General features: G+C 35.3%; 34 protein-coding genes. All 34 read right to left on the minus strand.

Annotation, left to right across the window (positions count from 1 at the left end; all coding sequences use genetic code 11):
* The coding region (locus tag GHT08_RS20610) for an N-acetylmuramoyl-L-alanine amidase family protein (RefSeq protein ID WP_163583273.1) at positions 1-233 on the minus strand (233 nt) is incomplete at its 3' end.
* Positions 233-490 (minus strand): phage holin family protein, encoded by a 258-nt coding sequence (locus GHT08_RS20615; RefSeq protein WP_163583274.1) that lies wholly within the window; start codon positions 488-490, stop codon positions 233-235. The genes GHT08_RS20610 and GHT08_RS20615, both read right to left, overlap by 1 nt.
* Before the next feature lie 31 nt (positions 491-521).
* A complete protein-coding gene (locus tag GHT08_RS20620; protein ID WP_163583275.1) occupies positions 522-719 on the minus strand; it encodes a BhlA/UviB family holin-like peptide in 198 nt (65 codons plus the stop codon).
* Positions 720-849: 130 nt separating this feature from the next.
* Positions 850-1,806: a glycosyltransferase family 2 protein gene (locus GHT08_RS20625; RefSeq protein ID WP_163583276.1), complete on the minus strand. Its 957-nt coding sequence runs from the start codon at positions 1,804-1,806 to the stop codon at positions 850-852.
* A gap of 77 nt (positions 1,807-1,883) precedes the next feature.
* The gene (locus GHT08_RS20630; RefSeq protein WP_163583277.1) at positions 1,884-4,388 is read right to left on the minus strand and encodes an autotransporter outer membrane beta-barrel domain-containing protein; all 2,505 of its coding nucleotides are present in this window, start codon (positions 4,386-4,388) and stop codon (positions 1,884-1,886) included.
* Between the two features lie 96 nt (positions 4,389-4,484).
* Positions 4,485-6,035 (minus strand): phage tail spike protein, encoded by a 1,551-nt coding sequence (locus tag GHT08_RS20635; protein WP_238343636.1) that lies wholly within the window; start codon positions 6,033-6,035, stop codon positions 4,485-4,487.
* Between the two features lie 10 nt (positions 6,036-6,045).
* Positions 6,046-6,756, minus strand: a complete 711-nt coding sequence (locus GHT08_RS20640) for a phage tail protein (RefSeq protein WP_163583279.1) — start codon at positions 6,754-6,756, stop codon at positions 6,046-6,048.
* Entirely contained in the window at positions 6,756-8,702 is a 1,947-nt protein-coding gene (locus GHT08_RS20645; protein WP_163583280.1) for a phage tail protein, read from the minus strand. The genes GHT08_RS20640 and GHT08_RS20645 overlap by 1 nt, the downstream gene beginning before the upstream one ends.
* A 65-nt stretch (positions 8,703-8,767) precedes the next feature.
* The gene (locus GHT08_RS20650) at positions 8,768-8,971 is read right to left on the minus strand and encodes a hypothetical protein (RefSeq protein ID WP_163583281.1); all 204 of its coding nucleotides are present in this window, start codon (positions 8,969-8,971) and stop codon (positions 8,768-8,770) included.
* Between the two features lie 300 nt (positions 8,972-9,271).
* The gene (locus GHT08_RS20655; protein ID WP_163583282.1) at positions 9,272-9,610 is read right to left on the minus strand and encodes a hypothetical protein; all 339 of its coding nucleotides are present in this window, start codon (positions 9,608-9,610) and stop codon (positions 9,272-9,274) included.
* A 54-nt stretch (positions 9,611-9,664) separates the two neighbouring features.
* Entirely contained in the window at positions 9,665-10,249 is a 585-nt protein-coding gene (locus tag GHT08_RS20660) for a hypothetical protein (RefSeq protein ID WP_163583283.1), read from the minus strand.
* Positions 10,249-10,638 (minus strand): hypothetical protein, encoded by a 390-nt coding sequence (locus GHT08_RS20665; protein ID WP_163583284.1) that lies wholly within the window; start codon positions 10,636-10,638, stop codon positions 10,249-10,251. The genes GHT08_RS20660 and GHT08_RS20665 overlap by 1 nt, the downstream gene beginning before the upstream one ends.
* Entirely contained in the window at positions 10,619-11,068 is a 450-nt protein-coding gene (locus tag GHT08_RS20670; RefSeq protein ID WP_163583285.1) for an HK97-gp10 family putative phage morphogenesis protein, read from the minus strand. The genes GHT08_RS20665 and GHT08_RS20670 overlap by 20 nt, the downstream gene beginning before the upstream one ends.
* On the minus strand, positions 11,068-11,265 hold the full coding sequence (locus GHT08_RS20675) for a hypothetical protein (protein WP_163583286.1): 198 nt from the start codon (positions 11,263-11,265) through the stop codon (positions 11,068-11,070). Before GHT08_RS20675 ends, GHT08_RS20670 begins: the two co-directional genes overlap by 1 nt.
* Positions 11,266-11,277: 12 nt before the next feature.
* The gene (locus GHT08_RS20680) at positions 11,278-11,589 is read right to left on the minus strand and encodes a phage head closure protein (protein ID WP_163583287.1); all 312 of its coding nucleotides are present in this window, start codon (positions 11,587-11,589) and stop codon (positions 11,278-11,280) included.
* A 4-nt stretch (positions 11,590-11,593) separates the two neighbouring features.
* Positions 11,594-11,860 carry a phage gp6-like head-tail connector protein gene (locus GHT08_RS20685; protein WP_163583288.1) on the minus strand — a complete coding sequence of 89 codons (267 nt, stop codon included), beginning with the start codon at positions 11,858-11,860 and terminating at the stop codon, positions 11,594-11,596.
* 13 nt (positions 11,861-11,873) lie between these two features.
* Positions 11,874-12,191, minus strand: coding sequence for an Ig-like domain-containing protein (locus tag GHT08_RS20690; RefSeq protein WP_163583289.1), 318 nt, complete (start codon positions 12,189-12,191; stop codon positions 11,874-11,876).
* Positions 12,142-13,434, minus strand: a complete 1,293-nt coding sequence (locus GHT08_RS20695; RefSeq protein WP_163583290.1) for a phage major capsid protein — start codon at positions 13,432-13,434, stop codon at positions 12,142-12,144. The genes GHT08_RS20690 and GHT08_RS20695 overlap by 50 nt, the downstream gene beginning before the upstream one ends.
* 20 nt (positions 13,435-13,454) lie before the next feature.
* Positions 13,455-14,090, minus strand: coding sequence for an HK97 family phage prohead protease (locus tag GHT08_RS20700; protein ID WP_202882541.1), 636 nt, complete (start codon positions 14,088-14,090; stop codon positions 13,455-13,457).
* Positions 14,091-14,106: 16 nt separating this feature from the next.
* Entirely contained in the window at positions 14,107-15,270 is a 1,164-nt protein-coding gene (locus GHT08_RS20705; RefSeq protein ID WP_163583291.1) for a phage portal protein, read from the minus strand.
* Between the two features lie 242 nt (positions 15,271-15,512).
* Positions 15,513-17,261 (minus strand): terminase large subunit, encoded by a 1,749-nt coding sequence (locus tag GHT08_RS20710; RefSeq protein WP_202882542.1) that lies wholly within the window; start codon positions 17,259-17,261, stop codon positions 15,513-15,515.
* Complete coding sequence (locus GHT08_RS20715; protein WP_163583292.1) at positions 17,258-17,584, minus strand: hypothetical protein; 327 nt, start codon at positions 17,582-17,584, stop codon at positions 17,258-17,260. Before GHT08_RS20715 ends, GHT08_RS20710 begins: the two co-directional genes overlap by 4 nt.
* 281 nt (positions 17,585-17,865) lie before the next feature.
* Positions 17,866-18,549 (minus strand): HNH endonuclease, encoded by a 684-nt coding sequence (locus tag GHT08_RS20720; protein WP_163583293.1) that lies wholly within the window; start codon positions 18,547-18,549, stop codon positions 17,866-17,868.
* Between the two features lie 4 nt (positions 18,550-18,553).
* Complete coding sequence (gene terS / locus GHT08_RS20725; protein ID WP_163583294.1) at positions 18,554-19,282, minus strand: phage terminase small subunit; 729 nt, start codon at positions 19,280-19,282, stop codon at positions 18,554-18,556.
* 288 nt (positions 19,283-19,570) lie between these two features.
* Entirely contained in the window at positions 19,571-20,131 is a 561-nt protein-coding gene (locus GHT08_RS20730) for a tyrosine-type recombinase/integrase (RefSeq protein ID WP_163583295.1), read from the minus strand.
* A 174-nt stretch (positions 20,132-20,305) separates the two neighbouring features.
* Complete coding sequence (locus tag GHT08_RS20735) at positions 20,306-20,758, minus strand: ArpU family phage packaging/lysis transcriptional regulator (protein WP_238343634.1); 453 nt, start codon at positions 20,756-20,758, stop codon at positions 20,306-20,308.
* 130 nt (positions 20,759-20,888) lie between these two features.
* A complete protein-coding gene (locus GHT08_RS20740; protein ID WP_163583296.1) occupies positions 20,889-21,191 on the minus strand; it encodes a hypothetical protein in 303 nt (100 codons plus the stop codon).
* Between the two features lie 33 nt (positions 21,192-21,224).
* Entirely contained in the window at positions 21,225-21,404 is a 180-nt protein-coding gene (locus GHT08_RS20745; protein WP_163583297.1) for a DUF3954 domain-containing protein, read from the minus strand.
* A gap of 14 nt (positions 21,405-21,418) precedes the next feature.
* Positions 21,419-21,571, minus strand: a complete 153-nt coding sequence (locus tag GHT08_RS20750; protein WP_163583298.1) for a hypothetical protein — start codon at positions 21,569-21,571, stop codon at positions 21,419-21,421.
* 19 nt (positions 21,572-21,590) lie between these two features.
* The gene (locus GHT08_RS20755; RefSeq protein ID WP_163583299.1) at positions 21,591-22,172 is read right to left on the minus strand and encodes a dUTP diphosphatase; all 582 of its coding nucleotides are present in this window, start codon (positions 22,170-22,172) and stop codon (positions 21,591-21,593) included.
* Positions 22,169-22,510 carry a BC1872 family protein gene (locus tag GHT08_RS20760; protein WP_163583300.1) on the minus strand — a complete coding sequence of 114 codons (342 nt, stop codon included), beginning with the start codon at positions 22,508-22,510 and terminating at the stop codon, positions 22,169-22,171. The genes GHT08_RS20755 and GHT08_RS20760 overlap by 4 nt, the downstream gene beginning before the upstream one ends.
* 11 nt (positions 22,511-22,521) lie before the next feature.
* Positions 22,522-22,770, minus strand: coding sequence for a hypothetical protein (locus GHT08_RS20765; RefSeq protein WP_163583301.1), 249 nt, complete (start codon positions 22,768-22,770; stop codon positions 22,522-22,524).
* A 4-nt stretch (positions 22,771-22,774) separates the two neighbouring features.
* On the minus strand, positions 22,775-22,981 hold the full coding sequence (locus GHT08_RS20770; RefSeq protein ID WP_163583302.1) for a hypothetical protein: 207 nt from the start codon (positions 22,979-22,981) through the stop codon (positions 22,775-22,777).
* Positions 22,982-23,209: 228 nt separating this feature from the next.
* Positions 23,210-23,464 carry a DNA-entry nuclease gene (locus tag GHT08_RS20775; RefSeq protein ID WP_202882543.1) on the minus strand — a complete coding sequence of 85 codons (255 nt, stop codon included), beginning with the start codon at positions 23,462-23,464 and terminating at the stop codon, positions 23,210-23,212.
* Positions 23,465-23,565 lie beyond the last annotated feature (101 nt).

The raw sequence follows: 23,565 nt of genomic DNA on the forward strand, positions 1-23,565 counted from the left end.
TGAACAGATACTAAATAATCTGCTCCCCACTTATTAGCGTCATTGGTGCGTTGACTTAATGATAAAGTTTTATCTGTAGTACGTGATAAACGGACAGACACACCTTTATATGATTTAAGTTTACTCTTAATACGTTTAGAAATGTCTAACACTAAATCCTTTTCCTTTAATCCGTTTGCGGTTGCACCTGGATCACTTCCACCATGACCAGGATCTATAAAAATTTTAACCACTATTCCACCTCCTTCCTATATTGTTTTACTAATTGATTTCCGAGCACTGCTGCACCTGTTACTAATATACCTTGGATAAAACTTTCCACTGAGAAACCTAACAGTAGCATAGAGCAAATTACACCTAGTACTAACAAAGCATAAGGTATTAACCAGTCTTTAAAATCAGGGGTGTTTTTAAAGATCCATCCCATGACTAGCAATGCCGGGATGATGATTAGAGCATCATCAATAACGAACTCCAGAATGTTTTCCATTGATATCACCTCCTTTAAAAGAAAAAACCGTCTACTCCTTCGGTAGACGGTTTTCAATCTTATCTAATTTTTTAATTACAATGTCATACTTATTAGCAAAAGCATCTAACGTATTATGCAGCCTTGTTTCTCTTTCTGCGTTTTTCTTCATCACATAAACTAAAAGAAAAACAAAAAGAACCGCCCAGGGTCCTTGTGTAATAAAGTATTGAAGTATTGTTTCATCCATAATTGACCTCCTTTTTATGTATTTAAAAAAGCACCTCTGTAAGTAGAGATGCTTTAGAATAAAAATTATTTCATTGTCCTTTTTTGCAAATTTTCACAACTTCGCAGTTAGTCCTACTCTATACCAAAAATTAATTTTTCGCATAAAATCTTTTCGTTTTTTTGCTCCAAGAAAGAATAAATGTAGCTTTTTTAAAGAGCCGAATAGGATTAAGAGTTTCCCTACTAACAACTCTAACTTTATTCGAATTCAAAGTTCGGATGACGTTGTAAATTTTCTTAAAACCATAATTCTTTGCTTTGTAAATTTGACCTTCACCACTTAAATCTAATAGTTTAAAATCTTCTTTACTCAAATGTTCTTGTAAAAAATGATAATATCTTACGAAAACACCTAAACGCACATCAAATTTATCATTGTCTATAGATGTTGTTAAGCTACCTTTACTTTTTGTAACACAATAAATTGTTTCATTAGATACACCGAAAGATTTAATGCAACATCCAAGTCTGGCTGAAAACATAACATCATTTGATGAGACCACTTCTTCAAATAAAATCTTGTTTTTTGTTATAACATTTCGTTTAATTAATTTAGACCAAGGTACTACAACCCTATATTTTAGTGTTAACTCGGATTTCAAATCCCCTGTATTAGAATAGTCATTAACCGCATTCGCAAACTTTATATGTCGATTGGAAACATTTCCAGTATCTAACTCAACACTTGTCGGTTTAAAAAAAATCACATCAAATCCTGTGCTGAAGTGTTGTTTGACTATATTATAAAAGTCATCCACGAAAAAATCATCTGAATCTGCAAAAAGCACCCACTCGCCGACGGCTTTTTTTAACCCAATATTCCTGCATGCGCCAGCTCCTTTTTTATTAGGATCGTTCGTTAAAAAATGAATATTTTTGTGCGCACAATGTTCCTTTATTTTCTGTAGCTTTTGCTTTTCTTGTTCATTGCTGTGGTCGTCAATTACTAAGACCTGTATTTCTTTATTTACAGGTATAGATTCTAATAGCTTCGACAGTGTTTCGGTAGAATTATAATGCGGTATTATTACCGATAAACGAATCATGATAGACTCCTTTCCGTAATGTTAACTTTAGTCTATCATACCACAATATGCCATAAAAAGAGATATTTTTTAATATATTAATTTCCTGTGTAAGACCGTTTTTCTAGCCATATACCATTAACTTTTTGCCAACCTTCTACTACATACTTACTCCCTGCGTTTCCTTGTTCTGATGGCGCTAAATTTAAAGTTATTTGTCCATCAAACCCCACCGAATTTAAGGCAGGTTTTTGGATAGAGACATTTACTCCCTGAATTGGTTGGTCATATATTAACCATGTAGCTGCATCATAAGAATCTACAGAATCAACTCTAAAACTTCTTATGGTGCAATCACCTGTTATCAATAGTTCGATGTAATCAACATCATCTCCCACTGAAAAATATGTTTCGATATGGCTGTCCACACCTGTTAAATAACACCCACCATGGTTAATATTCCAGGTTAATTCCCTTCCTGGTCTACCTGATACATATGGATGACCAGCACCTAAATCGTTCAACCTATTACCGGATGAGTCAAACGGTATTACCCCAACACGTCCGCCATCTGTATTAACATCTCGTTTAACAACAAATTTTTTCGAAGATTTTGTGGAAATAAACAATCCTATTGATTGATTATCTAAAGTAATACTTTTATCATCGTACATAAGGTTAGTAATGAACGCTCTAGGATTTTCCGCTGATTCGGCATGAACCTGTAATCCAGCTAAATTAAACCTGTCATCATTATCGTATAAACAAATGCTTTGCGCTAGATTACCACTATTAAAAATAGTACCTCTGACTCTTTCTTGAATTAATGTACTTCTAAGGATAACTAAGTTATTCTTATAAATCGATTGATTATCAATTTCACCTATACCATACCCGATTTCAACCACATTAGCATCTGCTTCATTCAATGTTCTCATAACTATTTTGCCATTACCTTCACTTCTCACACTTTCAAATTCGTTATTTTGGCCATGTACAATTAATACCGGGATCGCTTCTCCTGTTGTTGGTTGTTTCAACTCGAATGAAGGTTTAATAAAAAGATTGTTATTGTTACTTGTATATGTTCCATCTATAGAAGTCACCCTTACTCCATATCTACTTTTATCGGTATGAGTAGAGGAAGCAACCCAGAAACGACCAATCGAATATTTATTATCATTTATCCAGCCTATACGTGAATTGTAGGTTTCATTTGTTAAGTCTAAACCTATATGATTTAATCCTATGTTTCCTAATGTTATTCGATTATAAACAAAACCGCTACCTGAACCCATCAACATAACACCTATTGTAAATCTAGTTACAGAAACGATATTGATGTATGAAGTATAAGCGTTAATTATTTTAATTCCTATATCTAAATCGTTTTCCCAATCAGATATAGTTTCCCTTGAAACGTTTAGTTTAAGTGTTACACCTTCATTGCTTATTCCTGATTCACCTATCGTTAAAGCAGTTTCGCCACCAGTACCTCTATAGATGATTGGCGAATTCATTATTACATTTATTTGTGAAGGTATAGAAATTTTACTTGTAGTGTAAAACTTGTATCCATATGGAAATAGTATTGTCATTCCGTTGTTCACATAATTAATAGCATTAATAATAGATTGTGTATCGTCATGATCTACATTTACACTCGTGACATCCGCATTAGCACTATCTGAAAGTGTAAATACTGTTCCATTGATAGCTGTGATACTTGTTACTAAATTACCGCCATCTTGCCCCTCTGTTGTGGTTGTCATAGCTCCACTTACACCAGTACCATTATCATTGTATGTGGCGTTTTGTTTTTCTCCTGTGGTGTCACAAGTAAACGTTACAGTATCTGTTCCTGCTGTCCCTCCTGTTGTCCAACCTGTAAATGCAGTATTACGTATTTTATCAGCAACTGCAATAGCCGTATCTTCAATAGCAGGATCAACCGCAATAGCTGTAGAGATGCCATCCAACGTTACAAGTACATCTCCTGCTGTTGTCGGCGCAGATGTGATTTGCAATTCCGCTACTTCTTCCACTCCACCTGTACCAGCGCCTTCAATTAAGATACCTTGACCTACCTCAAAGTCAATCGCATCCGCAACCGTTAATTCATTACTACCAGATACAATACTCCCAGTTGTGAATTGATCAGAACCACTAGCACCAAACCATTTTACATTCACACCTCGTTCTGTAAATTCGTTTTCCATTTTGCTGATGATATCATTATCAAAATTTCTGAATTGCGATAAATCACCAACATTTTTTTGTAATGTAGTTAGATTAGGCGCATAATCTTTCTCTAATTGATTTAATTTCTCTTCAATTGCTGTAGCAAGTTCTGCATCATCAAAAGTGCCATCTAACAAAGACTGCGTTATAGCAATAGCTTCGTCTGCTGATACTTTAGCAGTATCTGCAACAATACTTGTTATTTCTGCTGTTCTAGCAAGTGATTCTCTAACATCAATACCATTCATTTTTTCTCTAAGTTGTTTAGTGTAGTTTAAAACTCTTGGATCAGCATCATTTTTGTCATATTCCGGTACTAATGGTTCTATTGGATCTGGATCTCTATAATAACGTTCTACCATTATTGTTCATCCTTTCGGGTCCATTTGTCTTTAATTTTCTGCGCTTTGATGCGTATTTGTTCCGATTGTTCAGCTAGTTGTCTTGCTCTAGATTTCTTAACTACCACTGCCATAGACCTCTTCCTCCAAATCTGCAATTTTTTGCGCTATTTGATCTAAATCTATGGTATTTAAAACAGTGATTAAATCTAACTTAGCTTTATCAGCACTAGACATTAAACCATCTTCTGTTTGAGTTGCTGGATCATATTTTTCTAATTCATCTAGCTTCGTTTTATCTGCAGCACTCATCAAACCATCTTCTGTTTGAGTTGCTGGCTCATAATCAGGTATTGCATTTACTGCATCTGACAGATCATCCACAGCTTGATTTAAGTTGTTGATAGCGTCTTGCATGGCATCTGTATCTGCATCTTCAAAAGCTTGATTTAACTGCTGTAATGATTCACTAAGGTTGTTATATTCCTCGTTAATACTAGCTAATCTCTCTGATTGTCTATTAACAGTGTTCTGCAATCTAACTATTCTTTTTTCTTGCTTATTAGCGTCAGCCTGGTATTCATTTAGTGTCTTGAATTTATCACCAATAGTTAAGTTATCATCTTCCGGTTTTAAAATATCAATCGTTTTTCCGATAATACGTAATCGTTCATCAATATTCATAACCGGATTAATAACTTTATGATCATTACCAACTTGGAACGAATCCGGATCCAATCCAATTAAAAAAAGATCAGCTGCACTGATCTTGTGTTGGTATAATGCAATTTTTTGGTTATCCATCCATTGTTGAGCGCGTGTTAAGAGGTTGTTAGGGTCTGTTATATCATCCCAGGTTTGAGATCCACCTTGAATATCAAACTCATCTATTAAATCTTGTCGGTCTAAATATGGTAAGCCACCATTAACTTCTTCAATAGTTAACCTTGCTTCAGAAGCATCTATAGCTCCTTCAGTTTCAATTCTTGTTCCTAGTGGTGTTAACCTCGTTACTATCTCAGTTGGATCAATACTTCTGGTAATGGTTTTAAGGTTTTTGGCAATTTTTATTTCTGTCTCTTTTGATTCTCCAACTCTTTCAACTAAATCAAGGTACCTAATTCCATTTTCTTTTCTTATCTGTAATTCACCGCCTAAACGGTCCATCAGTTCATTTTCAATTGTGCTGAACGTATCCTCTTCTGCAGATAAATAGCAATACAGATAATTAGTTGAATTAGTGACTTCTATGACACCAGGTTCAAAATGTTTGTAATCTTCAACTTGCGAATTATGATAATTGATGATTGATATCCATAATTCCTCTGGTGTACCTTGGAATTCTAAATGCCTTTGCTGAGAATCTTCTAAGAAAGCTAATTCACCCTCACATACATAAGAAAAAGTGTGCAATCCATTACTATCCATATCCTCTTCAGGTTCCAGGACTCTTCCCTCAAATTCAAAACGTTGTTCTTTTAGATTGTATACATTAACCAAGGTTTTGAATGGCTTCATTTTCCCATAAGCAGGGTTTTTTAAATGGAAGGTTAAGTTAAATGCATCTACCTTGTTTATTTCCTTTTTAATTTTCCCTTCCATCAATTTCAATCTATTTACATGAGGACTATGAATGACAGTTTCTTCTTGATCATTAACTATTGTCACTCTATACAAATCAGATCAACTCCTTATGAAACTCAAAAGAAATCGATCCATTTCCTGTGATGATCAATTCATTTTCGCCAGAAGTTAATACAAATTCGTCACTTTTTGATTCTCCAGAAGGCACGTTGTATGTCACATTATCTTTCTCAATTGTCATAGCACTAGATGCGGTAATGGTTGGGATCAAATCAGGTGTACCAACATTTAATAAAATCACCTCAAGCTGACCATTTACTTCAAATGATGTTTGCTGAGAAACGTCTAATTCAAAGTTGAATACGTCCCAAATATCATGACCTTCTTGTAATTCTGATATCATGAATGGATAAGCAATAAATTCTACTGTTAAAACACCTGTATCATAGTCCTCAGAAAAAGAACTTGAACCTTCCACCTCGGCAAGAAAATAATAACCTGGATAGGCATCATCATATAGCTTTTGTTTTCCATTACTGTTCATCAACCAATTAATAATTTGAGTCTTTTTTGAATTCATGGCTGTTTTCCCTGTTGTTTGACGATAAATATTAAAAGGATAAGTTAATGGTCTTGGTTCATAATCTTGGGATCCGTATAATTCACTAAAATCATATTCTGTATTCGAGAAAGGGACTGCTACCTTTCGTTTCTTTTTTTCTGGGATGCCTATTTCTTTTCCTTTGGCCATAGTCACACCAAAATCACGATAAGAGTGTTTTCCTAAAAATTCTATGCCTAGCATTAGGTAGCAAGCCTCCTTTCGGTGTGTCTTACTCTTTTGCCGTCATCTTCTGCTCTTGCATCTCCAGTTTCTTTTGCTATGATCTTGTCATTCATAACAATGTTTTTACCTTCTTTGATAGCTTCCAAAATCAGTGTTAATAATTCTTCCAACATGCTATTATCTTGTTTAGTGACTTCCCTATTTCCATTACCTGAAGTGACTTGACTTGGTTTCATATTACCAACCACATCATTCATTACTGCACCTGCAGTATTTCCTTCTGCACGAACACCGTCTAAGAAACCATCAATCATATTACGTCCCCAATGGACAATATACCGACCTTCGCCCTTTTTAGCTGGTGACCAGAACTTTAAGAATTCACCTGCTTTTTTAACCACGTCTTCTGCTGCTCGGGCAATTTCAGGACCCATGTTTAACATACCGTCTATGAAGCCGCTAATCATATTTTTACCCCAATTAATGGCATCATCTTTTAATCCTGAGAACCAACCACTGATTGATTCCCATAGACCTGAAAAAGCGCCAGATAGCATTCCCCATGCATTCGAAACAAGTCCTTTAATTCCATCCCAAAGAGCATTCCATATGTCAAGTAACCCTTCTTTAACACCTTCGAAATCACCAGTTAGTAAACTAGCAAAAGTTTTTATTAATCCCATAATAATACCAATTGTTGTATCAATGATCGTGGATATCTGGGACCAAACATATTCGATTATTCCTTGGATAATAGGCATTACCGTTTCAATAACACCCTGTATAAACTTAAAGGCATTTTGGACAGCTTGCATAATTTGTTGGCCGTTTTCATCCCAAAATTGCTTGATTTGAATTAGCTTTTCCTGGATAAAAGGAACTACTAAGGCTAAGATTTGTTGTATGATTTGCCATGCTGTTTCTAGAGCAAACTGCACAGTTTCTTGTATAGCAGTAAAAATTTGAATTGCGTTATCGAGAATTGCTTGACCGTTTTCTTGCCAAAATACTTTGATATTTTCTAGTATCGTCTGAATGATTTCCCAGACTAGCATTAATCGTTCTTGGAATATCTCTTGTAATCTGGTTAGTTGTTCTTGGTTATTCTCCACGGACGTTCGTATCATTTCGACGAAAGATTGTACACCTTCGACGACTTTTGATATGATTTCACCTATAAAAGTAAAAACATTATCAAATATATCACGTATGGTCGGCATGGAATCTTGCACCCAACCAAAGAAAACCTCAAGCATTGGAATCAGTTGCATACCAATTTCCATTGCGAAAAATTTAACTCGTTCCTTCAATTCGTCATACATCATTCTGAAGTTGTTTGCTCTATTCAGATCCTCTTCACTAAAAACATTGGCATTATCCTTAGCATTTTTCATTGCCTCGGTACCCATGTCTACAACAGGCGCTAAATCTTTCCACGAGCCTCCAAACAGATCAGTTCCTAGTTTAGCCCTTTGGGTTTCATCATCAACACCAGCTAAAGCATCAGTTAGGACATTCATTCTTTCGTCAGCACTCATGTTTTCAACTTCAGTTAGTGATAATCCTAACTCTTGTAAAGCTTTATTACCTTTGTTAGATTCTGAACTCATGGTGTCTAAATTTCTAGTTAGCTTTGCTGAAGCATCAGCAACGGCATCTGTGCTTGTCCCTGCTTCTTCGGTTGCTTTTCTCCATTTTTGGATTTCGTCAGTGGACATACCAGTTGTCGCGGATAGGTCTAGTATCTCATCAGCAGTCTGTCCGACTTTTAAAGCTAAAGATGTCATGCCACCAATAGCAATAGTAGCACCGGCAACTAAAGCAGCTCCCCACTTAGCAGCAGTTTTAATACCTCCTCTAAGTCGATCACCCATGCCTTTTGCCTTTTTATCTGTTTTAGACAGACTATTTTGCGCTTCTTTGTCGTCTATAAGAATGGACCCAAATAGCTTAAATATTTGCAAATCTATCACCTTCTTCCTGTAAAGGCATGCTATTTAACCGATAGCTCGGAGATAAATGGACCACCTTACCTTTCTGGCATATCTATGAATCCTTTTTCTTCTAGATAAATGGATTCAGCCTCCAAAACTGCTTTCACGTCGTCATATGTTAACTGCTTGTCTCGTGTTTGCTCCATGATATAACCAATCATTTCTAAATCATTGATTTGCTCATTTACAACGTGTTCCTCTGGCTCTTTAGGCATGCCATCATATTTAATTTGAGGCATCTTTCATCACTCCTGGCTTTAATTTGTTATAGCGATCTTGAATAGACTCATCAGAAGGGTCTATGTCAGTTGGTGTACTTAAATTTTTAAAGAAATCTTTAAATTCAATAAATTTGGACTTATCTCTGATAGGGAAATGTTGAGCTATCCAAATTTGGAATGCTCTGTCTTTCTCTTTTTTGGTCTTGGCATCAATAAGAAGTCGATTGATATGACTTAATCTTTGAGCTTTAACAAATTGAAAATCATAATAGCTATGCAGTAAATAGAGAGTTTCACTGTAACCCCCAACTGCATAGCTTATTTGAAAAAAGATACCAATTCTTTGTTAGTGAAAATCGCTTTAAAAGTGCTTATTGTTTTGATGAAAGATTGAGATCTGATTTCCTCAGCAGTTTTGTTTTCAGCGATTGCAATTAATTCAAATATTTCTTGCTTAACTTCTTTTGAGTTCTTCAAGATGTATTTCACTGCGTCAATTCCGACGTCCATAGGATCTATATTTTTTCCGGCCTTTTTCTTGCTTTTTGCTTTCTCTTGAATTTGTTTTCTGTATCCGTCAAAATCTAATTTTTCGTAAATATCTACTGCGTAAGGTATCATGTCAAAAACTTGGTCATTCGATAATTCTTTTTCCATGGTTAAGTCCTCCTGTTTTTAGAAAATAAAAAAAAGAGTAGTATTTAAACTACTCTAAACTGTTGGTTCCGCTTCATATTCCAATACATATGTTGGTACTTCATTCATATTTTCCGGATCAAAATGTGCAGTAAATGTTGTTTCTGGTACCACTTCATTTTTATCTTCAAATGCTGCTTGAAATGCGCTGTCACCTAACACATTTTCAATGACATAAGCGATAGTCTGACCACCATGTGTTTTTGTGATATAAGCTAAATTATCAATGTAATCAGATAGCTTATAATCCACATTAGGACGATATTTTTTATAATTTGGAGTTGTTTCTCCAGTAACTTGTTCAATTGTACCTGGCATTACTTTCGATAATAGATCCAAGTCTAACTCAAGAGCATTTGCAGTAATTTGAATAACCCACTCCGTTTTACGTTTTAAACCTTTCGTATGTTCGCCACGATCACCATCAAAACGCATAGGTAGATTAGTAGGCTCTACATTGTAGTTACCTCCACCTCTGGTTGCACCAAAAGGAATTGCTTCTGAATCATCCCAGTCATCAGGATTAAAGTTAAATACAAGAACACCTTCACCTAGTTGGACCTTATCTGGACTTGGTACCGCTGGTCTTTGAATTGGCATTACATACCCACTCCCATCACTCGTATTTGATAAATCATTTGTCGCCTTCTTAAGCTTTCGTCAGGATCTTTTACTGGTATCCTGTTTTCGCGGTAAATAGAAAAAAATACACCATTGGATGACAGTGTAGAACGGTGTAATCTATTATCAATATTTCCCATTAAAGTTACTAGTTCTACGGATGAACCATCTGTCGGCTTATCCCATCCATTGAACTCTAACTCTATATTTTCTAAACTGCCATCATCCGTGGAATCACCTAACTCATAAACTGCATAGGGATAAGGATGACCCTTTGGTGCATTTTCATAATAAATATGAGGAGAGACAACATCTAGGTGATCTTCAATTGCTTTTCTAATTTCAAGCTCACGAATCACTTGTGTCATTGCCACCCTCCTCATTTGGTTTTAATAAACCAATAGCTTTGTTCTCATTTTCTACTGCAGATAAATATTGACCTTGTATTCTTCTGATATCCGCTATATTTTCCATTACAGTTCCCTTTATGATTGATCTTCTTGGCTGTCTACTAGTACCTTGCTCTTGTTCAGATCCATACCAAGTTCTGTGCTTGGATCCTACAATTAAATCTGTTTCTCGTCTTCTCACCCAATATTGAAATGCACTTAAAGGTCTTTTAGATCTGCGCATTCCTGGTTGTTTTTTTGCTTTGGGAAGCATTCTTCTTCTGAGCAATCTACCAGTATCTAATAATGCAGCGCGACTTAATTCATGAATAGTATAGTTTGCTCTATCCACTTTTGAAATTAATTCAACACCATTTCTGGTTATTTTAGTTGCTTTAGGAAGTGCCATTATACATCACTGCTGCTTTTAGATTTGGAGCTAGTTGTCTTTTTATTTGGTACTACTTTTATAAAACCGCCTTTCACCAATTCATCAATCCGTTTTTGTTCATGATGAAAGTATTCAGCATCTTTCACATAATGTCTGTTGCGATTTTCATCTTTGAAAGCCTTGATTACTACCGCTTTAATACCTTGATTAGCCAATCTAATCACCACCTAACCATTATTTGATAGACCTTGACACACTAACTCAATTTCTTTTTCATCAGGTTCAAAGGTTCTAATAATGTTATATAACTTACCTTTGAACTCTAAGTTATCTTCATCTGCATATTCGTGTTGCCAAATAACAAAAGTGATTTGAGGTCTAAAATCACTAACTGCAGCTTGATAAAACTCTGTTCTTGTAATGGACTTTTTAGTGGCAAATACTTTTTTCTTGTCACCAGGTACTGTAATAGGATCACTATACTCATTTTTGCCCTTTTTTAAATAAGGTACTAGATATATCACTTTGTCTCTTCTCATAAGATCACCCTACCGCTAATTGAGTAGCTAAAATATGAAAAGCAGAGGAAAACTTAACTTCCCCTGCTTTTAATTCCCATAGATCAGATACACCTATTGTTATAACACCAATTGCATCTTCGGTAACAAGTGTTTCATCCGAAACTCCAGCACCTTTTAGGAATGATTTAACAATAGTAATTTTCTGATTTAGAAAGTCGTCCATGTCCTTACTATCAACGCTTAGATTTAGTGATTTTTTACATTCCGCTAAAAAATCAGGTTCTGCCATAAAAGATCACTTCCTATTCTGCAGTAACTGTTACATCAACAGTATCTGTTTGACCTTCATAGGTAACTGTAATTTGGGCAGTTCCTTCTGCTACAGCTGTTACTTGACCAGAACCATCAACTGTTGCTACAGATTCATTGTCAGATTCATAAGTTGACTCAGCAGTTACATCATCAGTTGTTTGATCATCATAATTAGCAGTAACTGTAATATTGTCTGTGTTCCCTACTACTACAGACATAGAAGCCGGTTCAGCATCTATGCCTGTAAGTTCGGGTTCATTAGGGTGTAGCGACTTTCTTAATGCGTGTAAACCCTTTATACATAGCAACATTACCACCAGCCCAAACGGAACCACGATAAGCAATTTGACCAGATCTAAATTTATAATCACGAGATTCCTCTACCTCGACAGGTGAGAAGATAGGCATTTCATAGGCTTGTACCATCCCATAAGCCATACAGAAAGTATCTGCATCAGTTGCTGAAGCTGATAACGCTGGACAAGCACTGTTAATGATGAAAGGAACTTCAAAGCTACCATCTGAAGAAATGGTACCCTCATTTCCGTTTTTCTTAATCTTGTAAATCTTTTTACCATCAGTGCTTTTCACACTTGCAAATGCAGCTAAATCCTGTTTATTTAGTACTAAATATGCTCCACCTTCAACATCCTCGTCTCCACCAAAACCAAAGACAATTTTATCTAAAGTGTCTGCATCAATTGCACTAATTTCAATATCGCCATCTGTTGGCATTACATTTGTAGGAGCGTTAAAAATACCAGTAAGAGCATTTGCCCCGCCGGCACCAGTAATAATTTGTTTTGTAGCTTTCTTTCTAAGAGCTTTACCAATATTTGTACGAACTAACGCTTGATAGTTTACATTTGGAAGTTTGGTAGATTCATCCGTCATCTCTGCATAAGCAGTGATTTTTGCTTTGCTCATAGTTACATATCCAGTTTGTGGTTCTGCCTCTGCGTAATCACCCTGTTCAGTAGTGTAATCACCTTCCCCTGAACTAATTTCAAAACCTTTCTCGTAACTTTCTCCGCCGTTAAGAGGAATTGCATTAACCTTGTCAATCAAGGAAGAAACTTCATTGAAAGTTGGATTTAAGGTATTACTATACTTTTTCTCAACGACTAAATCACTACTGCCAAGTGATACTGTTCGAAACTCAGGCATTTCATCAATATCAAAACTTACTGAACGTTTTTCTTTTAATTGAGCACCACGAGTTTCATATTTTTTAACAAGATCTTCGTTTGAACGTTTTTCTTCTTTTTCTGCTTGTGCCATCCCGTAAGTTCCCAAAGGATTTAACTGTCCTTCTGGTGTGCTTCGCTCTTCGAATTCATCTTGTTCTTGATCTTCTCTCTGATCAGAACCATTAGAACCTTGCAACTCTTCTAATTTTGATCGGATCTCATTAATTTCAGAATCAAGGTCCTCGATTTGATTACCAATGCTGCGAACTTCTTCCACACTGTCACTATTTTTTCCTTTTTCCTTTAATGCACTTCTTGCTTCTTCTTTTTTCTTCAATAAATCTTTAAGCCATTTTTCCATGTTTCTCACTTCACCTTTCCTTATAATATTTTTTCTAATTTGATTTTTTCTAACTCTAACTGCTCTTTATCGGAATTATCCAATTCCTTTGCCCTAGCATTCTCCAATGCTAGCTTATCCTCACTATCCAGTGATTCGCTTCGAGCATTTATATTTGCACCCTCGTATTGAGGAGAATACAACGCTGATATTTCAAAGATCTTTTCAAACTTATGAATTTCACGAGTAGGTAGTTCCTTATCTAAATCCACCCATTTTTCGTCTTTTGCTCGAAAAGCAAAACTCATACCAGTTATGTCTTTTCGCTTTATCGACGAATATAAAGCTTTTGCCTCAGAGTTATTTTCAACGTCTAACTCTGCTCTGAAAAATAACCCTTTTTCATCAACAGTTAATTGCATTGTAGAATTTCCATTGTTGTTTCTACTTCTTGCTAATGGTATTTTCCTTTGTTGATGATGAATAAAAAGAGGAACGTCTTTCAGGTCTGCACCATCCAACGCTCCTCTTTTTATAATTTCTTGAAACCATCCACCTACATTCGTTTTTTGCTCATAAACTACTGCATAACCTTCGACTGTATAACCTGTATCTTCTGTTGGTTCCAAGGCTCGGAATTCTTCAATTTCATTAAATCTAATAATTGTGGAACTCATAACCATCACCCTTTCGTTATTCCATTTTTCCTCGTTTTACTTGATATTCGTCGATAATATCACGGTTAATATAATTTAAACTCTGTGTCCTTCTTTCTCCGCCTTCAATTGGACTATAACCAAGAATCTTAAGTTTCTCATTATCAGTAAAAATGCCTTGTTCTCCACCTATCTTAATTATTTCAAGTTTGTTTTTCATGCTGAGATACATCATGTCTTTCTGATAAAAGACTATTTCGTTTCCAAAGTCTAACTCTCGATTTGTAAATAAACATTTCGAAAACGATTGGCCTAAACCAATGACAATTGATTCTAATGTTCGTTCATAAAATGCCTGATACTGATCATCAGTAAACTCACCACTTATGATGGGCAGCGATACTCCATAGTTTTTAAGAATTTTACTATCCAGAAAATCTAGTGTATCCTTATCTACCAACTTAGGATCTATTTTTATGTCATGATATTCTCCCTTCATATCCATTGGAAGAATTCCACTTTCGTTATTCTTCATTTTCTCTTCGAATTTTTTTCTTTCCTCATCCAAACCTTCTTCTTTCATCATAGTATTCATTTTAAGAATACCTCTTACTGTCATGCTTGATTTTATCGTTTTTTCTAATCCTTGCAATAAATTGTCATTGATCTGTAGCACTTTTAATAATGCGTCATTATCTGGTTGACCGTTAATACCTCCACCCATAACATCATTAACAGAAAATTTCTTTCTTAAATGAATCACATCACTATATGCCAATGTATAATTGGATCCATTTCTGAAAAAGAATTTTACAAATAATTTTCCAGAATTGTCTTGCATAAATTCAACTTGGTACGGGTTAAGAGGATAAAATCCGGTATACTCTTTTCTCTTACGACCACTACTATCTTTAACAATGTCGTATGTTGGATAAATAAACACATTTAAATTAAGAAACAATAGCCATATGGTTTTTTCTAAAAAATCTCTAGTTGTCATTAATTCATTAGGACTAAACTTAAACAATCGATTGATACTACTATTTACAATTGTTTGTACATCATTATTGTCTGTCCTAATATGCTTTGGTCTAAGCTTCGATATCTCTGTTGCTATAACATCAATGCATGCTTGAACGACATCTGAAGCAAATATATCTTCTCCAAACTGACTAAAAATAGGTAAATACCCATTTAACATTTGTGCATGCCTCAAACTGTTATTGCTGCTACTTTTTTTATTTAAGATGCCTTTTAAGAGCAAATCTCATCACCTTCTTTTAGCAAAAAAATAAGCAAATGCAATGAAGCATAAGCCTGAAACAATATAACCTGCTGGATTGTATATTTGAAATACTCCGAATGATATAAGAGTCATACCGAAGAAAAGAAATATATCATCTATGAACAGATGGATTTTACTAAGTGCTTTTTTCAAAGTCATTACCTCCTAACCAGTTGCATAAACTCATTTCTGTTATCAATGTAAATTTTGTAAGCAATGATCATAGTTACTGCTCCATCAATTTTCATTTCTTCTTTTCCTTGTACTTTCACAGGTCGCATTTCCATTTTGCTGTTCATTTCTAATGCAGTATTTTCTAAGCAATATTTATCAACTGGATTATTATTGTGAACAAGCATATTGCTTTTTAGATCCGCTTCTAATAATTTCATAGGTCCAGACATACTTCCATATTCTTGAGGGACACGTTGGCAATCAAATCCGTATTCTTCCATTTCTTTCACCCAATAAAGAGCTGACCACTTATCATATCCAACTTTAAATGGCCGTATGCCATATTGCTTGTAGAGCATAACGAACCATGCAGTCACTAAGGAAAAATCATTTTCATTACCTGGTGATATTTCAACTAATCCTAACCTAACCCATTCCTTGAATTTTTTCAGATCTTCTCTAGACATATTTTCTAATTTAGACTCTGGTATCCAATATCTTTGAATGGTGTATTTTTTCTTAGTTTCTTTATCCATAACAATCACCCTAGCGCTTGCCAGGTCACCTGTTCTTGATAAATCGACACCACCAATAGAAAATGTATTTCTGAAATCTTCAATATCAAAGGTTTCTTCGTTTCGAATATCTTCAGGTGTTAACCATGCAGTAGCATTGTTTTGCTTGATGTTAAAATCTTTAGACATAACAAATACACGCATGGACTTACTCGTTTTGGCTTCTTCAATCATTTTTCTTATGAAGCTTCTCTTTTTAATAGCGCCCATGCCTGGATTTGATTTATACCATGATTCTTCATCTTGCCAAATTTCCTTCTCAGTATCTTGGGTATACATCCAAATTAACCAACGTGGGCGTTCTAATTCACCGTGCAATACTTGTCTAGCTTCTTTCAATCTGTCATCCAAGTATCCATCATTGACAACACCTTCTGTGGTTAATTCAATGTACAAAGGTTCATCCTGTGTTGATACTGCTTGTCGTATTGGCATGATTGAAGTATTATCTGGAAGTTCATGGACCTCATCAACAGCACCAACCTTGATATTCTTACCTTCTTTTGCATTGGTTTTTGCAGATATTTTCTTGATTTGCCCTTTATTTTGGTAGCTGAATTTTCCACGCTTTTTCGGCTTTTTAGGATTGCCAAAGAAAATACCTTTAATGTTGCTACGAGTTACCTTTGATAAGGTCCTGCTTTCTTCTCTCATGGAGTTAATAGCATCAAACATAAGGCCAGCTTGATCATAATCATTACTGGAACATAATATTCTAGTACCCATCTCACCACAGAACCATTCAGCAAGACATATTGCTGAAATAAGTGGTGTCTTCCCATTTTTACGAGCAACCAAAAATAAAACGTCTTGATGCAGTCGAACATAACGACCGATTTCATCATCATAAATCTTGAATATATAAATTGCTTCAATAAATGCTTTTTGAAATAACTCCAATAAAAAAGGCTTCCCTGAAAAGGGAGCCTCAAAGTGTTTGCATTCTTTTTCAATAAACTTGATTCGCTTATGAGCATCTTCAAATTCAATTTTTATATCTGGGTCCTCAAAATATTCTAAAAGTATATCCAGCTGCAACATTAATTCATGACCAATAATAATTTCGCCTTTTTTACACTTATCAATGTATTCTAGCAAAGATGATTCAGTGCCCTGGTAGGTGTAAGGATTAGCTAGGACATTCTGACCAGCTATCATTCATATTCACTCAAATCTTCATCATCATCTAAAATATTTTTATTCAATACTCCATTTAATGTTTTGATAACAGTGGAGTATGTATTTACGTTCTTCAAATATTGATCTGCTGCAGCCGTTTTTTTAGATAATGTCGAATCGTTGGGATGAAATTTAACCATTCCAGTTTTATCTAACACTTGCTTTAATGCATGATTTTCTGATTTCAAAAAGGCAGCATCTGCAATTAAACCTTCAACCAACTTACGTTTGGAGTCTTCAACATCTTTAAAGATTTCGGTCAATTTCTCAAATTCTTTTTGATACTCGGCGCTTTTAGGCATGGCGTTTTTCACCTCCAACGATTTTCAAAATTTAAGCCGTGTGTGAAAAAAGGGGTCCCCCCTTCGGTACCCAGGGAGTTTATATTCCGGTTTGATCCGGGGGGTGTTTCTCCTTCGGTTGTATATTAAAACATCTTTTCATATCATTGACTTGGTTTGTTATCTTGCTTAGTAAACGTTTTTCCTCTTCTATTTCCTTTTGTGTTGCATTATTTCTATTGATGTAATGTTGCAATGAATGTTTAATTATTTGTAGGTCTTTATACTTCAAAGTAATCCCCTCACTTTGTATAGGATTCAAACCACTTGTCAATATATCCTTGCCACTCATCTTGTCTGTACTGTCTATCCTCATCCTGTTGTAATCTGCTTAGGCATTCATCCTTACTCACATCACAGAAGATTAACTCTGCACCTAGATCATCAGTCAATCTCTCACGCTTATACTTGTCAGCATATCCACCAATAACCCATGCATTGTGCCACTTACCATATCGTGTCTTGATATTATCCAGTAAAGTGTTCTGCATCTGTACTACATTAGAATAAAGGTTATCTGGCTTATCATAGCTAGGAAGCATAGATACTGCAGCATATAATCTATCCATATCAATGACTAGATCACCACGTCCCATTTGTTGCTTAACAAATGTAGACTTACCACTTAATGGTGGACCATATACTAGGTAGACTTCTTTCATTCCTTGATAACCAAAACGTCTGTGGTCTTTGTTGTGACAATCGAAACAAACTAATTCGACTAACTCAGGATTCAAACTAATGGTATGATCATGAACATTCTCCGGAGTCAGTTCAATTGTGTGGTGTCCAATAATATCTTTTGCTCTGGCAATCCTGTTGCCACAACGTTCACATACGTTACCTCGTTCAGCTATTAAATTTAGTCTAAATGTAACCCAAGGCTTTGACGTATAAAACCTGTGCAATACTGCATGTCTTGCCATATAATCACCAAGCCTTTGTCTTTACTGCTTCTATGTCTGCTCTTAGCTTCTGTGCTCTTAATCTATGTTCCTCATTCACTTCTTCTGGAGGAAGTGTTCTTAACAATTCTTCATACTGTTTTATTTTCCTACTCAATGCATTTGATGCAGCTGCCTGTGCTTTTAAAGCATTAGCATGTTTATCCCAAGCATATTGAATATCATACTCTCTTTCGCTTTCTGTTTCTGCATATACCTCTACTTTTTCACCATCTTCATTGATTGCACCCATTTTGTCTCTTGTAATCTTTTCGCTTTTAATTACTCTCGTCATATCATCTTGATCTTTAACGTACATTATTTTTTGAGCTCTAATGTAGTTGGTAAACATGACTAGTATTTCTTCATATAAAATGTCCAAAGTGCTCATATTCGCTCTAACAGTATCGTATATTTCCTCAAGCTCATCATCATTTGGTAACCACTTCTTAAACATTCCATGCTTTAAAGCATTTAAGTTTCCTTCTGGAGCACCACCCTTATTACCCAATGCATTCTTATTCCTATATGGTGCACCGCGTTTGTTTGGCGCTGTTTTGGGGATATCATCCCATTTATCTATGCTCTTCCATTTTCTTATCTGTCCAGCGCTTACCCCTACTTCTTCAGCAATATCCTTCAACTTCTTCTTGCGGTCACTTTTTAACCAGATTCTCAAAGCTTCCATTCGTTTAGGACTCATTTGTCTTGACACTGCAAATAATCCACCTCCTAGGATGAATTGAGTTGTTTTCACGTTTTTGTTTTAGAGGAATTTTAAACTTCTCTACGTCTCTTAAAATGGCTCTCAGATATGTTTAAAATACTTGGGAATAGACTTTTAAAATATGCCCTTGTTTTTCCTAATATATGGATAGTGAGTAACCCATAATATATATTGTGTTGCACTAATATAAATCTGTAATTCTATTGATATTTCAATATTTATCACACTTTCATAAAGTCACTGCGACAACGTTACCTTTTGTGTTGCACTAAAACGCTATGCCAGCTTCATAATAGCTGCGTCCATCATGTCTTGTGTGATGCCTATATAACGTAATGTAGTTGTTTGATCACTATGATTGAACATTTCCATTAGTAACGCTAGGTTTCTATCATCTTGCATATAAAGATGATATCCCCAAGTCTTTCTCATGGTGTGAGTACCAATTTCTTTTAATCCAAATTCCCTTGCAGCATCATTCAACATTTTATATGCTGTGCTTCGATCAAATGGTTGTCCTCTTAATCTACTTTTCTTTTTGATCTGTCTACTTGGGAATAAGAATTCATTATCGTCTTTGCCAGCTATATATCTATCCAAATCATCACGTATAGACGGATGAATTATAAATCTTTTTTTCTTCTTAGTTTTTTTCTCGACAATCGTTATATGTGTTCCTCTAACCATTCCAACTCGTAAATGTAGAAGGTCACTAACACGCAAGCCACTATAAATGCCCATACAGAAGAACAAATAATTGCGAAAACTTCTTAATTTTAAGTATTGTTTTATTCCCTCGATCACATCTGGATCTCGTATAGGTTGAACAACATTCATATTATGGCTCACCTTCTTTGCATTTTGATCAATAAAAAAGGACAGCGCATATGCGCCATCCAAAAAAAGAGAGGAGGAATGTAGCTCTTGCAAATCTTCCTTACTACCACTATAACTCAGTATAACCTTTTTGCTCTGCCTACATTCTGCCGATTTTCTGCCAAAATTATTTTTTTATATAGCTTCCTCGAATTCTTCTTTGTAAATTTCAATCCTCATGATCAATGCTAATCTAATTAATGCTTTTGGTTTTATTCTATAATATGTCCTTTCACTTAGGCCAAGATCATTATACGTTTCATAATCATATACATCTTCGTGCTCCATGTATCTTTTGACTACAATTGCTCGTTGCTGGTCTGAAAGACGGTTTACACATTTTTGCACCCAATTCAAGAACTTTTTTCTTTCTCTTTCCTGGTCGATTCTTTTAACTGCTAAATCCTCTGTTGTTGAATGATGCTGATTGTTGAATGTCGGTGGAACAATAGAAAATGAGCTTGTAATCTTAGGTTGTGCATCTAATGGCTCCATGAATAATGCTATTCTGTAGTTCTCAAGAATACTCTCAACTTTTTCGATTGTTGCTTCATTATCAATCTGTGGAATTTTGAACATCATTTGCATTATCAACACTCTCCTTTTTAGTAATAAAAAAGGACACTAACAAGAAGCGCCCTACTGCTCTCTTGTTAATGTCCTCCGGTTCCTTACGGTCGTGACATGAATTATTTAATTGTTTCGCAGTTTATTCGTACTACGACATAGTTAATAATTCTTCTTCGTATGGTTTTAATTCGGATTCCTCAAAGCAATTTTCATAAGAAATCACGCTATGACCCTCGTTCTCTATAATGTCATTCAAATCAACGCACACTGTAGTATCAAATAATTGAACCTCTATTCCACCTTCATCAAACTGGCATACTCCAACAATTTCTACAAAATCATCAAGCTTGAAGAAAGGAATGTGAACATAAGCAATTACACCATTTTCATTTCGCATCATTCCTGTTTCATTTTCTTTCAGAAAGTCATACAGTTCTGCATTTACTTCCATTTTTTTATCTCTCCTTTAATTCGCATTTTGTGTCTACTTTCTACTAAAATAAACCGTTTCACCGTTATATGCCTTGAAGATTTTATTATCTTTCCAAATCACTTCATTTTTCCCATGTCCTGAAGGTGGTGGACTTAATTTCTTTAATTCACCATCCACTACCACTATTACTGCGTCTTCTGAAGTGTCAATTTCTACTTGTATTTTTGCCATGATGTATCCCCTTCCTACACAATTAAATATGTTGCCAAAAACGATAGCATTGATACTACACAAACAATGGATGCTCCATAACCAGTTTTTGAATTTTCTTCTTTCAGAACACCACCAAAAGCTGTGAGCAAAATAATTATTAAAACGATTCTGAATGTTGTTAACACTTAACACCCCTCCAATAACTTAATATCCTGTCAGCTGCCGTTCGTGATTTACTTTATTTTTCTCTAAGTATGCTGCCTCTATCTGTTGTTCTGTGAATCCTAGCATTTGACCAAGGCCCATGAACCAATCTACAATATCTCCAAATGAATCTTCTGTTTTTCGTGTGTAAAAATCATTTATCGAATCAAAAACTAGATTAAACTGAACTGTAATATCGTCAAATTCATTGACCATGTAATCCCAGTAGTGATTTTGGAATCCTTTTTCTATTCCAATACTCAAAATAAAATGGAGACAGTCTACGTATTCTTCTAGTAAAGGGTTTACTCTGCAATGTTCACATTCTTTATATGGTCCTAGTAATGGCGACGTCTTAGAAATACCACCGACACATTCATCACAACCCTTGTTGTATGCTTTCTGTGGTTTTGGGTAGTTACTCCAAAACTTAAATCCTCTCCATTCGTTAGCCAATTCACCTAATTCCACTTGAAGCGCTAGAATCTTTTTATCTAGCAAGTCATGTCCTTCCAGGTTCTTTTCTTTTCGAATGTGTTCATCCAAACCGCCTTGAATCTCGAATAGTTTTTCCCAGTTCATTTTGACACCTCCACTCCTAATGCTTTTAATGCTGCAAGACAGATCGCTGTAGTAATAGATTCATGATAGATACTTGCTGCTAAAGTTAAATCGTTTTCCCAAAAAATAACTAAGTTTTTATATTTTCCATTAGTAAAAACTATTGTAAATCGGTCATCCTTCATCTTATCTACCACTTTCCAAGCATCTTCTATGTTCTCGGTCGGGCAAAAGTCATCTGGTATCGATATTTCATCATCTTCTGTATATGCTTGAATAATACCGATATTTTTAAACTTTTGAGTTCCCCACCCCATCACCTTCTCTGCAACAAGACCATCTATTTCTCTGTAGTTCATTCCAAACCTCCTCAAATGTAAAGTTTTCCGTTCATCTTAAGGGTTTTAAAGTACTGTCGCATATGTTGACTCATTATACCTATATCTGAAGTGGTACCAGTACACGAAAAAGATAAATCTCTAGATTTTAAACTTTTAGGTGTACCCTCAGATGGTTCGATTACTTGTGGTTCCATTTCAATAGATGCTGCAGTTCCAATTTCTTCATCATCAACATAAATTTTAATGTCTGATTGATTGCTTATACCTAAGCTACTCACAGGGTCAATCCTCCTTTTGAAAAACCACGTCCGATAAACTGAATTCCTTTAACCCTTCATCCGTTTTTACGACTACCACTGGATAAGATACAACTCCGCCATTATGACCACCTACCCAAGGTGATGGATCTATTACTTTAGATCGTTGAAATACACCGATATATTCTACTTCCGTCAGATCTTCTTTTCCCTTTACAAAAACGGTTGGCATATCTTCACTCCTTCGCTTTATACTCGAATTGCGTACTATTCAAAATTACTAACTTCTCTTAATAATGCTTTTTGTCGGTAAGATTTCTCTTCTTCCCAACTATCGAGAAAATAGTAATAACCGTTGTCATATCCAATTAGTTTACTATTAGTCACACGACAATATTTTTCGATAGCTTTTTCAATTGCACCCTAAGTTACAACCCTCCTTTTGCTTCGCAATTTCTGTCTACTGCGAATCAGCTAACTTCTTGTAGTATTCAAAATCCCCACTTTTCCTTAGCTTGTCTGCTTGAGTTAGTACTGAAGCATGTGTTCTGCCAAGTGCTAACGCTATGTCAGCCTTTTTCGTTACATCCCACATTGAACACATGTATATTAATTCATCTACAGTCCAGTCTTTATTATGATTTTCATGAAAGTCAGGATTATATGGCATGCGATACTTTTGTACTGGATATTTCTCTGTATGTTTCGAAACCACACTAATCATCCTTTCGGTCCATTTATAAACAGCTTCACAAAACATTCCCAGCAAAAGTTGCTTCCCCAATGATGTGCGTGATTCTTTTTACATTCGATACA

Source organism: Gracilibacillus saliphilus (genome assembly GCF_010994085.1).
GTDB lineage: Bacteria > Bacillota > Bacilli > Bacillales > Amphibacillaceae > Gracilibacillus > Gracilibacillus lacisalsi.